Origin of the sequence: Olsenella sp. CU969, assembly GCF_905219715.1 — a bacterium.
Lineage (GTDB): Bacteria > Actinomycetota > Coriobacteriia > Coriobacteriales > Atopobiaceae > Granulimonas > Granulimonas faecalis.
On sequence record NZ_CAJMXC010000060.1, the window covers coordinates 1 to 11,981 of the forward strand.

Here is an 11,981-nt window from a genome sequence, read left to right on the forward strand (position 1 = left end):
GGGGCGGGCCCCTGTCAACCGCGGTCGGACCGGGCCGCGGCGCGGGCCTCCAGCACCTGTCGGCGCAGCCCCGGGATGGCGCCCTTCTCCTGCGCGGACACGCCCTCCAGGGGGTAGTCCAGGCCCAGCGCCCGGTACTTCCCCACGCCCATGGTGTGGTAGGGCAGCAGGTCGAGGCCCACGACGTTGTCCCAGCGGGCGATGAGCCGACCCAGGGCGGCGAGCTCCTCAGGGTCGTCGGTGATGCCTGGCACCACCACGTGGCGGACCACCACAGGCGTGCCGCGGCGGGCGAGCTCGTCGCCCAGGGCCCGGGGGTTGCCGGCGGCCTTGCCCGTGAGCTCCCTGTGCCCCTCGTCGANGGCGTGCTTGACATCCAGCAGCACGAGGTCGNACTCGTCGAGCAGGGCGGCGTGGCGCTCGGGCGAGGCGGCCGAGAAGGCGATGCCCGAGGTGTCCAGGCACGTGTGGATGCGCCCCGCCGGCGCGGCATGGGCCAGGGCGAACACGGCGGCGGCGAAGTCGGGCTGCAGCATGGGCTCGCCGCCGGAGAGCGTGATGCCGCCGCGGCGGTAGAAGGGGCGGTTGCGCTCGAAGAGGTCGAGCACCTCCCCCGCCGTGGTCACGGAGCCGGCCGCCGGGTCCCAGGAGTCGGGGTTGTGGCAGTAGGCGCAGCGCATGGGGCACCCCTGGCAGAAGACCACGAGCCTCGTGCCCGGGCCGTCGACGGTGCCCATGGTCTCCATGGAGTGCACGCGACCCTCCCGGGCCCGCAGCGCCCCGATCTTGCCCGCCTCGTCTTTCTCCACACCTGCCTCCTCGTTCCTCAGCCCCGCCAATCATAGGACGGGTCGCGCCCCACACTGCAGGCGCGACCCGTCCTCAGTCGTTTTCANGCGCTTATCNGCCTAGAGCGCCTCGTGGNNCGTGCGGGAGATGACCTCGTCCTGCTGCTCGCGGGTGAGCTTGTTGAAGTTCACGGCGTAGCCGGAGACACGCACCGTGAGCTGCGGGTACTTCTCGGGGTGAGCCTGGGCGTCAAGCAGCGTCTCGCGGTTGAAGACGTTGACGTTGAGGTGGTGGCCGCCCTTCTCGGCATAGCCGTCGAGCATGGAGACGAGGTTGTCGACCTGGTCGGCGGAGACNTCGCTGGTGGTCANGGCAGCTCCTTCCGTAGGGGCTTCTAGGTGGTCGGGTGGTCGGGTGCGGGCGCTACGAGCAGTCGACGTCCACGGCGCCCTCGCGGGCGGAGGCGTCGGCGGCGCAGGCAGCGGGGACATCGTTGGCAAAGGTCACCTCCACGCCCAAGGCGTCGAGGTCGAGGTCGCCGAACATGACATCGCCGTCCTTGCCCAGGGCGCCCGGCACGATGGAGAACGTGTTGGAGATGCCGTCCTGGGNGTCCTTGAAGGGCATCTTGGCCACGGAGGCGAGGCTCGCCACGGCGCCGCAGCTGTCGCGGTGGTGCATGGGGTTGGCGCCGGGGGCGAAGGGCTCGCCGGCCTTGCGGCCGTCGGGAGTGGAGCCGGTGGCCTTGCCGTACACCACGTTGGAGGTGATGGTGAGCACCGACGTGGTGGGCACGGACTTGCGGTAGGTCTCGTAGCCGCGGATGTCGTGCATGAAGTCCTCGATCACCTCGGCGGCGATGGCGTCCACGCGGTCGTCGTCGTTGCCGTAGCGGGGGAAGTCGCCCTCCACCGCGAAGTCCACCACGATGCCGCGCTCGTCGCGGACGGGGCGCACGGTGGCGTACTTGATGGCCGAGAGGGAGTCGGCCACCACGGAGAGGCCCGCGATGCCCGTGGCGAACCAGCGGTGCACGTGCTCGTCGTGGAGGGCCATCTGCAGCCGCTCGTAGCAGTACTTGTCGTGCATGTAGTGGATGATGTTGAGGGCGTTCACGTAGACGCCGGCCAGCCAGTCCATCATGTCGTGNAACTTGTCCATGACGTCGTCGTAGTCGAGGACGTCGCCCTCCACGGGACGGTACTTGGGGCCGATCTGGGTGCCCTCGACCTCGTCCACGCCGCCGTTGATGGCGTAGAGCAGGCACTTGGCCAGGTTGGCGCGGGCGCCGAAGAACTGCATCTCCTTGCCCACGCGCATGGAGCTCACGCAGCAGGCGATGGCGTAGTCGTCGCCATGGTACACGCGCATGAGGTCGTCGTTCTCGTACTGGATGGAGCTCGAGACGATGGAGATCTTGGCGCAGTAGCGCTTGAAGGCCTCGGGCAGGCGGGTGGACCAGAGCACCGTGAGATTGGGCTCAGGGCTCGTGCCGAGGTTCTCCAGGGTGTGGAGGTAGCGGAAGCTCATCTTGGTGACCAGCGGGCGGCCGTCGATGCCCATGCCGCCGATGGACTCGGTGACCCACTGGGGGTCGCCGCTGAACAGCTCGTTGTAGTCGGGGGTGCGGGCGAACTTGACCATGCGCAGCTTCATGATGAAGTGGTCCACGTACTCCTGCACCTGGCGCTCNTCGACGATGCCGCGGGCGAGGTCGCGCTCGGCGTAGATGTCGAGGAAGGTGCTGGTGCGGCCCAGGCTCATGGCGGCGCCGTTCTGCTCCTTGACGCTACCCAGGTAGCCGAAGTACAGCCACTGGATGGCCTCCTGCAGCGTCTCGGCGGGACGGCCCAGGTCGAAGCCGTAGATGGCGCCGAGCTCCTTGAGCTCCTGGAGGGCGCGGATCTGCTCGGAGAGCTCCTCGCGGTGGCGGATGACCGGCTCGGTCATCGTGGACTCGGTGCCCTCCTTCTGGCGCTTCTTGTCGGCGATGAGGAAGTCGAGGCCGTAGAGGGCCACGCGGCGGTAGTCGCCGATGATGCGGCCGCGGCCGTAGGCGTCGGGCAGGCCGGTGATGATGTGGGAGTGGCGGCAGGCGCGCATCTCGGGGGTGTAGACGTCGAACACGCCCGCGTTGTGGGTCTTGCGCAGGTTGGTGTAGATGTCCACGATCTTCTCGTCCACGTGGTAGCCGTGNCTCTCGCAGGCCTGCACGGCCATGCGGATGCCGCCGTTGGGCTGCAGGGCGCGCTTGAGGGGCTTGTCGGTCTGCAGACCCACGACGGTCTCGCGGCCCTTGTCGATGTAGCCGGGGCCGTGGCTGGTGATGGTGGAGATGACGTCGGTGTCCATGGCGATGACGCCGCCCATGGCACGCTCGGCGGCAAAGAGGTCCATGACCTCGCCCCACAGGTACTCGGTGTCCTCGGTGGGACCCTCGAGGAAGGTCTCGTCGCCCTCGNAGGGGGTGTAGTTGCGCTGGATGAAGTCGCGNACGTNGACCTCATGCTGCCAGGGGCCCGGGGCGAAGCCCTCCCAGGCGACCGGAGTCTCTTGCATGGCGATGCTCACTTTCTGCGAGAACCTTGAAGTCTTTCCAAGCAAAAACCTAGCAGAGCCGGAGGGGTGCCGGAACAGCCCAACTGAAATACCGGTAACTGGGTGGGTGAACGAGGTTTGGCATGCTCGATGAGGGCGGAGCGGGGCCCGGCGGCGGGGCGGCAGGGTGCCGGGATGCGCCACGGTAGTGCGGTCTTGCAGCCGGTGCGCCACTGTGGTGTGGGAAACCCGGCGGACCGGCCGAAAAGCGCACCACCGTGGCGCGGTCTCGCGACCGGCGCGCCACGGTGGTGCGTGACGGGGAAACTGTACGACCTGGGACAAAAGTGCCCGACCATTGGGACAAAAGTGTNCGGGTGGTGGGACAGGGGGCCTAGACGTTGAAGCGAAAGTGCATCACGTCGCCGTCCTGCACCACGTAGTCCTTGCCCTCCATACGCAGCTTGCCCTGGGCGCGGCACCCGGCCTCGCCGCCCAGCTCCACGTAGTCCTCGTAGCTGGCGACCTCGGCCTTGATGAAGCCGCGCTCAAAATCCGAGTGGATCACGCCGGCGGCCTGGGGTGCCTTGGCGCCCACGGGGACGGTCCATGCCTTGACCTCCATGGGGCCGGCGGTGAAGTAGCTCTGCAGGCCCAGCGTGCGATAGGCGGTCTGGGCCAGCGTCTCGAGGCCGCTCCGCTCCAGGCCCAGGCTCTCCAGGAAGTCCTTGGCCTCCTCGTCGCCCAGCTCGGCGAGCTCGGCCTCCACCTCGGCGCAGATAGGGATGGGCGTCTGGCCGTCGATGGGCACCGGGGTCTCCCCCACCTTGTCCTCGTCGACGTTGGCCACGTAGATNACCGGCTTCATGGTGAGCAGGAAGAGCTCCCTGGCGGCGGCGCGCTCGTNGTCGGTCATGTCCATGGCCGNGGCGCGGCCGCCGTCGTTGAGCCACGCCAGCAGGCGCTGGGCCACGGCGAGCTTGGGCGCCAGCTCCTTGTCGCGGCGGGCCTCCTTCTCCAGCTTGGGCAGCTGCTTGTCCAGCGTGGCGATGTCGGCGAGGATGAGCTCTGTCATGATCGTGTCGGCGTCGGCNGCGGGATCCACCCGTCCGTCCACGTGCACGACGTCGGNGTCGGAGAAGTAGCGCACGNCCTCGCAGATGGCGTCGNTCTCACNGATGTTGGCCAGGAACTGGTTGCCCAGGCCCTCGCCGGCATTGGCCCCCTTGACCAGGCCGGCGATGTCCACGAACTCCACGGTGGCCGGCACGATGCGGTCGGGGCTCACGATGGCGGCGAGCTCGCCCAGGCGGGCGTCGGGCACGTCCACGATGCCCACGTTGGGCTCGATGGTGGCGAAGGGGTAGTTGGCGGCCAGGCCGGCGCGCTTGGTGAGGGCCGTGAAGACCGTGGACTTGCCCACGTTGGGCAGCCCGACGATGCCGATGGAGAGAGANACGGGGGTTCCTTTCTGGAGGGTGCTCCTCCCACTGTACCCCGCACGGCGGCCCCCGGGCGCTGAGGCGCCGGCCTAGCCCTCGTCGTCTGCCAGTGAGCCGCCGAGCCTCTCCAGCATGTCGAGGCCCTTGAGCACCTGGCTCCGGCCCTGCTCCTTGAGGCGCTCCAGCTCCGCCTTGGACTCGGCCTCGCGCTCGCGGCGGTCCTTCTCCTCCTCGTCGGGAAGCACCAGCTCCTCGGCGTCGGAGAACTCGTACTCGATGGCGCCCGTGGGGCACACGTGCTCGCAGGCCCCGCACTGCACGCAGAACTCCGCCTCCACGNTCCAGCGGCCGTCCTCGCCGATCTGGATGCAGCGTACCGGGCACACGTCCTCGCACCTGCCGCAGAGCGTGCAGAGGGCCATGTCGCACACCGGCTGGTACAGGTCGATGTTGCCGGCCNGCTCCGGGTGCTNCTGGAGGGCCCCCATGACCTGCTTGCGGCGGTCGGNGAGGACGCGGCGGCGGTTCTTNGCGTTGGTGACGCCCACGGCCCGGTCCAGGGTGTGCTGCACCTGGTCCATCTGCCTCTTGTGGGCGTCCAGGAGCCCCCGCACCCGCTTGGCCGCCGTGAGCACGGGGTTGGTGCGGCTCACCAGGCGCTCGCCGCTCTTCATGATGTTCTCCACGAACTCCTTGCGCTGCCAGCTGCGGCGCACCTCGCAGGTGAGGTCGGCCTCGTCCACCACAAGGTCCANGCCAAAGCCCGCCCAGGTCTCGGCNCGGGAGATCATGTCGCAGTAGGTCTGCTCGCCGGTGGTGGTGCGGCAGCGGTCGCAGATGCCCAGGGGCAGGTAGACGGCGATGTTGGGGAAGCGCGTCATGAGGGCGAACCACGTCTCGGAGGGCACGGCGCCCACGCAGGGCAGCACGACCTCGTTCTCCCGGGGCAGGCGCCCGAGGGCCCGGGTGCAGGTGACGTAGGCGGTCTCGTGGCTGGCGGCGGCGCCGGCGATGCGGTCGTAGAGCTTGACNGTGTTGATCTCTCGCGTGTGNTAGGCCTCGCTCGGGCACACCGAGACGCACAGGCCGCACTTGATGCAGGTGTCGTCGATCTCGATGGCGCCGTCGTCCACGTGGACGGCCCCCTTGGGGCACACGTCGACGCAGCGGGTGCAGGTGGAGGTGTCCCGCGACTTGCAGCTGGTGCACGACGGCGTGGCCGCCCGCGGGCGCTCCTTGTAGTCGGCGGGGTTCCACACGGGGACCTCGCCGGGCTTGGCGGCCAGGGTGTTGGCGATGTCGGCCAGGGGGTTCCGGATGGCCTGGAAGTCCTGGGAGATGTCGATGATGTCGTCGAGGAAGTCGCGCTTCTCGGCCATGGGGGCTCCTTGGGTGACGGCGCCGGGCGCGCGGTCTGCACGCGGTCTGAACCCAACATTGTAGGACAGGGCGCCCCGGCGGCGTACCATGGGAGGCCGACGTCCAAACCGCTGCGGAAGGCAGGCCCATGGCATCAGAGATCGTCTCCCCCCAGGAGTTCGGGGAGCTGGGGGAGCTCGCCCTCGAGCTCAACGGACGCGAGACGCTCACCCGCGAGGACTGCTTCGACGCGTTCCTCGACTGGTGCTCGGGCCGTGGCATCGAGCTCTGGCCCCATCAGGAGGAGGCCCTCATGGCCCTCATGATGGGCGACCACGTGGTGCTGGGCACGCCCACGGGCTCCGGCAAGAGCCTCGTGGCCTTAGGTATGCACTTCATGGCGGTGGCCCGGGGCGAGACCTCGTACTACACGGCCCCCATCAAGGCCCTGGTGTCCGAGAAGTTCTTCGACCTCGTGGACCTCTTCGGCCGCGACCTCGTGGGCATGCTCACGGGCGACGTGCAGATCAACCCGGACGCCCCCATCGTCTGCTGCACGGCCGAGATCCTGGCCAACCGCGCCCTCGCCGAGGGCGACGGGGCCGACATCTCCAGCGTCGCCGCCGACGAGTTCCACTTCTTCTCGGACCCCGACCGCGGCCGCGCCTGGCANATCCCGCTGCTCTGCCTGCCCCAGACGCAGTTCCTGCTCATGAGCGCCACGCTGGGCGACATGGACGACATCGTGGCCCTCATGGAGCGCATGAGCGGCCGCGACGTGGACCGTGTCATGGACGCCGAGAGGCCCGTGCCGCTCAGCTACCGCTACGCCATGACGTCGCTCGAGGCCACGGTGGAGCTCGCCCTGCGCGAAGGCGAGGGGCCCCTCTACATCGTGCACTTCGCCCAGGCGGCGGCGCTGGACTCCGCGCAGGCGCTCTCGTCGTTCGGCATCGCCACCAAGGAGCAGCGCAAGCGCATCCAGGAGGCCTGCCGCGGCACCAACTTCTCCACGGCCTTCGGCAAGATCCTCAAGCGCCTGCTGGCCAGCGGCGTGGGCGTGCACCACGCCGGCATGCTGCCGCGCTACCGCCTGCTCGTGGAGCGCCTGGCCCAGCAGGGGCTGCTCCCTGTGATCTGCGGCACCGACACCCTGGGCGTGGGCATCAACGNGCCCATCCACACCGTGGTGTTCACGCAGCTCACCAAGTTCGACGGCCACCGGCAGCGCCGTCTGCGCTCCCGCGAGTTCCACCAGATCGCCGGCCGCGCCGGGCGCAGCGGCTTCGACACCGAGGGCGTCGTGGTGGCCGAGGCCCCCGAGCACGACATCGAGTACGCCCGCGCCCTGGCNAAGGCCGGCGACGACCCCAAGAAGCGCCGCCGCGTGAAGAAGAAGCGGCCGCCCGAGGGGTTCGTCAACTGGAACGAGGGCACGTTCGAGCGCCTCGTGGAGTCCGTGCCCGAGAAGCTCACGCCGCGCATGGACGTCACGCACTCCATGGTGCTCGAGGTCGTGGGCCGCGGCGGCGACGCCCGGGCCGCCGTCTCGCGCATCATCCAGGACTCCCTGCAGACCCCCGAGCAGAAGGAGGCCCTCGAGGCCAGGGCCGACGAGGTCTTCGCCACCCTCATCGACACCGGCGTGGTGGTGCGCGAGGACGGCGGGGGCGGCCCCACCTACGCCCTCACCCGCGAGCTGCCCGAGGACTTCGCCCTCGACCAGCCCCTCTCGCCGTTCCTGCTGGCGGCCCTCGAGCTCCTCGACCCGGAGGACCCCTCCTACGCCCTGGACGTGGTCTCCATGGTGGAGGCCACCCTGGAGGACCCCTACCAGATCCTGCGCGCCCAGCTCAGGAAGGCCAGGGAGGCNGAGAACCAGCGCCTCAAGGCAGAGGGCGTGGACTACGAGGAGCGCGTCGAGCTCCNCGCCGACGTCGACTACGAGAAGCCCCTGGCCGACGANCTGGAGGCGGCGTTCGAGATGTACTGCCGCGAGGTGCCCTGGGCCCGCGACTTCAGCCTCCGGCCCAAGAGCGTGCTGCGCGCCATGCTCGAGAGCGCCAACGACTTCAAGAGCTACGTGCAGGCCCTGGGCATCGCGAGGTTCGAGGGCATCCTGCTGCGCTACCTCTCCGNGGCCTACCGCGCCCTGGACCGCACCGTGCCGCCCGAGAAACACGACGGGCGCCTGGACGAGNTCTGCGCCTGGCTGGGCCTCATGGTGCGCTCGGTGGACTCCAGCCTCGTGGACGCCTGGGAGGCCGCCGGCGAGGAGGAGGACGGTGGGCCCGGCGCCTTCGTGGCCTCCGACGCCGTGGTCAAGGACCGCCGAGGCCTGACCCTGCTGGTGAGGAACGCCCTGTTCCGCCNACAGACCCTGGCGGCGCGCCGCGACNCNGCGACCCTGGGCGAGCTGGNCGCCGACTGGGGCTACGGCGAGCGCGTGTGGCGCCAGGTGCTCGAACGCCTCTACGCCGAGCACGACGAGATCCTGCTGGACGGCGACGCGCGCTCGGCGGCCTTTTTCGACATCGACGACGGCGACGAGGAATCCGCCCACGTGTGGCACGTGCGACAGATCTTCTCGGACGCCGACGGCGACCATGACTTCCGCATCACGGCCGACGTGGACCTCGACGCCACCCAGGCAAGCGACGGCGTGGTGTTCAAGAACTACCGCGCCGGCTTCTGGGAGGCGTGACAGGCCCCTGTCCCACCATCCCACCACCCGGACACTTTTGTCCCAATGGTCGGGCACTTTTGTCCCACCGCCACCCCGGCCGGGCACCCTGGGTGGCACCGCATCCGCCCGCAGGCCGGGGTGGGATGCCCGCAGAACGTTCTACGGGTGCCGATGGTGCCGAAAACCACCCGCAAAAGCACCTGCGGGTGACGAGGCGGCCGAGAAACGCCCGCGGAACGTTCTGCGGGCGTTTGCCCACCCGCAAGGCGTTCTGCGGGCGGCACGGGCCGCGACCGCTCCGTCGGCCGGGTGCTTTCGCCGTCGCATCTTGCGCAGTCAACGTGGGATCGGGACCGTCCGGTCTTTACAGAAGCTTTTCATTGGGCTGACAACGGCTTGATGTGGGGCCCCCATCATCGGTCTCGCATCTCGCCCCCGATGAAAGGACTTCCATGCACGNCCGTACCCGCCGTATCGCCGCCGCCCNCGCCGCGGTCCTCTGCGCCGTGGGCCTCGTCGCCTGTGGCCAGCCTCAAGCCTCCGCCGAGGCCGGCGGCTCCGTGAACGTCTTCTCCNGCGAGGACGGCAGCGGGACCCGCAGCGCGTTCGTCGAGCTCGTGGGCCTCGAGGAGAAGGCCTCCGACGGCACCCCCGTGGACCTCACGACCAACGACGCCGTGATCACCAACTCCACCTCCGTCATGCTCACCTCCGTGGCCGGCGACCCCGACGGCATCGGCTACGTCTCCATGGGCTCCCTGTCCGACGCCNTGCGCGCCGTGGCCGTGGACGGCGTGGAGGCCACGCCCGCCAACGTCAAGAACGGCTCCTACAGGCTCGTCCGCCCCCTCAACCTCGTGACCGATGACGGCCTCTCCGACGCCGCCAAGGACTTCGTCGCCTTCGCCGAGAGCGCCGAGGGTCAGAAGGTGGCCGAGGAGGCCGGCTACGTGACGGCGACCGACGGCGCCCCCTACACCCCGTCCGGCGCCTCCGGCAAGGTGGTCGTCGCCGGGTCCTCGTCGGTCGCCCCCGTGGCCGAGAAGATCGCCGAGGCCTACAAGGAGGCCAACCCCGCGGTCACCGTCGAGATCCAGACCTCGGACTCCACCACCGGCATCACCATGGCCTCCGACGGCACCGCCGACATCGGCATGGCCTCCCGCGCCCTCAAGGACAGCGAGGCCGCCAAGGGGCTGACCTGCTCCCCGGTGGCCCTCGACGGCATCGCCGTGATCGTGGCGCCCTCCCAAGCCNTCACGGACCTGACCACGCAGCAGGTGCGCGACGTCTTCGCGGGAGACGNCTCCTCGTGGGCAGAGCTCCAGGGCCGAGGGTGACGCCGTGAAGACCAACATCCTCAAGGAGCGCGCGGCCCGCGCCGTCTTCGGCACGGCGGCGCTCGTCTCGGTGGCCGCCGTCGCCCTCATCTGCATCTTCCTGTTCGCCAACGGCATCCCGGCCATGGTCCGGATCGGCCTGCCCGACTTCCTCCTCGGCAGCACCTGGAAGCCCACGAGCGACCTCTACGGCATCTTCCCCATGCTCGTGGGCAGCGTCTATGTCACGGCCGGCGCCCTCGTCGTCGGCGTGCCCGCGGGCGTCCTCACCGCCGTCTACCTCTCACAGTTCGCAAGCGGCAGGCTGTCCACCCTGCTCAAGGGCGGCATCGACCTGCTCGCCGGCATCCCGTCGGTGGTCTACGGGTTCTTCGGCCTCATGGTGCTCGTGCCCTTCATCCGCACCGAGATGGCGGGCCGCGGCCTGTCGCTCCTGGCCGCATCGGTCCTCCTCGGCATCATGATCCTGCCCACCGTGGTGACCGTCTCCAAGAACGCGCTCGACGCCGTGCCCGAGTCCTACTACCAGGGCGCAGTGGCCGTGGGCGCGAGCCACGAGCGAGCCGTCTTCACCGTGGTGGTGCCGGCCGCGGCCTCGGGCATCCTGGCCTCCGTCGTGCTCGGCGTGGGCCGCGCCATGGGCGAGACCATGGCCGTGGTCATGGTGGCCGGGAACCAGCCCCAGGTCCCCGGGTCGGTCTTCGACGGCGTGCGCACCCTCACGGCCAACATCGTGCTCGAGATGGGCTATGCCGCCGACCTGCACCGCGGCGCCCTCATCGCCNCNGGCGTCGTGCTCTTCGTCCTCGTCATGCTCGTCTGCGCCCTGTTCCACACCCTCAAGACCGAGAGGAGCGCCCAGTGAGCCCCGCAACCTGCGAGGCCGTCGCCGCCCCGGCGCGCCGNGCCCGCCGCGANTGGCCGACCCTCGCCCTCAGGGCCCTCGTGGGCCTCGGGGCCGCCCTCACCCTCGCGGTGCTGGCCGGCCTCGTGGGGTTCGTCATCGTCCGGGGCGTGCCCCACATCACCGCCGACCTGTTCGCATGGGAGTACACCTCCGAGAACGTCTCCCTCATGCCGGCCCTGGTCTCCACGCTGCTCATGGCCGCCACCTCCCTTGGCGTGGCCGTGCCCGTGGGCGTCGCCGCGGCCATCTACCTGGTGGAGTACGCGAGGCCCGGCTCGCGGCTCGTCGCCGTCGTGCGCCTGACCTGCGAGACGCTCCAGGGTGTGCCCTCCATCGTGTACGGGCTCTTCGGCCTCCTGTTCTTCACGGGTGTGCTCGGCTGGGGGCTCTCCCTCGCCTCGGGCGCCGCGACCCTGGCCCTCATGGTGCTGCCGGTGATCGTGCGCACCACCGAGGAGGCCCTCATGGCGGTGCCGCAGTCCTGGCGCCAGGGGAGCTTCGCCCTGGGTGCCGGCCGTCTGCGCACCGTAGTGCGCTGCGTGCTGCCGAGCGCCGCGCCCGGTATCGCCGGTGGCGCCCTGCTGGGCCTCGGCCGCTGCGTGGGCGAGGTCGCGGCGCTGCTCTTCACCGCCGGCACCGTGGCGCAGGTCCCCGACCTCCTCGGCCGGGGCCCGGGCGCGCTGCTCGACTCCTGCCGCACCCTCGCCACCCACATGTACGTGCTCGCCAACGAGGGCCTGCACGTGGACGAGGCCTACGCCTGCGCCGTCGTCCTGCTCGCCCTGGTCCTCGTTGTCAACCTTGCAACCAACCTCACCATGAGGCTCCTGAAGGGATCCCGCTGATGTTCGAGCCCACGCTGGCGCGGCCCGAGGCCGACGCCGCCCCCTGCGTCCACGACTACTCGAAAGCCGCCGCCC

At 69.9% G+C, this 11,981-nt stretch carries 9 protein-coding genes; 4 read left to right on the forward strand and 5 right to left on the reverse strand.

Annotated elements, in window-relative coordinates; translation table 11 throughout:
• Window positions 1–14: 14 nt before the first annotated feature.
• The 5 genes from pflA to JX283_RS06455 form a co-directional block, all read right to left on the reverse strand.
• Window positions 15–809, reverse strand: coding sequence for a pyruvate formate-lyase-activating protein (gene pflA / locus JX283_RS06435; protein ID WP_370583425.1), 795 nt, complete (start codon window positions 807–809; stop codon window positions 15–17).
• A 99-nt stretch (window positions 810–908) separates the two neighbouring features.
• Window positions 909–1,160, reverse strand: coding sequence for an autonomous glycyl radical cofactor GrcA3 (grcA3, locus tag JX283_RS08645; RefSeq protein WP_305082432.1), 252 nt, complete (start codon window positions 1,158–1,160; stop codon window positions 909–911).
• A gap of 52 nt (window positions 1,161–1,212) precedes the next feature.
• Window positions 1,213–3,348 carry a formate C-acetyltransferase gene (pflB, locus tag JX283_RS06445; protein ID WP_204829841.1) on the reverse strand — a complete coding sequence of 712 codons (2,136 nt, stop codon included), beginning with the start codon at window positions 3,346–3,348 and terminating at the stop codon, window positions 1,213–1,215.
• 373 nt (window positions 3,349–3,721) lie between these two features.
• Window positions 3,722–4,774 carry a redox-regulated ATPase YchF gene (gene ychF / locus JX283_RS06450; protein WP_204829848.1) on the reverse strand — a complete coding sequence of 351 codons (1,053 nt, stop codon included), beginning with the start codon at window positions 4,772–4,774 and terminating at the stop codon, window positions 3,722–3,724.
• Window positions 4,775–4,858: 84 nt separating this feature from the next.
• Window positions 4,859–6,148 carry a 4Fe-4S binding protein gene (locus tag JX283_RS06455; RefSeq protein WP_204829842.1) on the reverse strand — a complete coding sequence of 430 codons (1,290 nt, stop codon included), beginning with the start codon at window positions 6,146–6,148 and terminating at the stop codon, window positions 4,859–4,861.
• Window positions 6,149–6,276: 128 nt separating this feature from the next.
• Here JX283_RS06455 and JX283_RS06460 point away from each other — a divergent pair, with 128 nt between their 5' ends.
• The 4 genes from JX283_RS06460 (at window position 6,277) to pstA (ending at window position 11,906) form a co-directional block, all read left to right on the forward strand.
• Window positions 6,277–8,832 (forward strand): RNA helicase, encoded by a 2,556-nt coding sequence (locus JX283_RS06460; protein WP_204829843.1) that lies wholly within the window; start codon window positions 6,277–6,279, stop codon window positions 8,830–8,832.
• A gap of 434 nt (window positions 8,833–9,266) precedes the next feature.
• The gene (locus tag JX283_RS06465; RefSeq protein ID WP_204829844.1) at window positions 9,267–10,154 is read left to right on the forward strand and encodes a substrate-binding domain-containing protein; all 888 of its coding nucleotides are present in this window, start codon (window positions 9,267–9,269) and stop codon (window positions 10,152–10,154) included.
• 4 nt (window positions 10,155–10,158) lie between these two features.
• Window positions 10,159–11,019 (forward strand): phosphate ABC transporter permease subunit PstC, encoded by an 861-nt coding sequence (gene pstC, locus JX283_RS06470; protein ID WP_204829845.1) that lies wholly within the window; start codon window positions 10,159–10,161, stop codon window positions 11,017–11,019.
• Entirely contained in the window at window positions 11,016–11,906 is an 891-nt protein-coding gene (gene pstA, locus JX283_RS06475) for a phosphate ABC transporter permease PstA (protein WP_204829846.1), read from the forward strand. The genes pstC and pstA overlap by 4 nt, the downstream gene beginning before the upstream one ends.
• Window positions 11,907–11,981 lie beyond the last annotated feature (75 nt).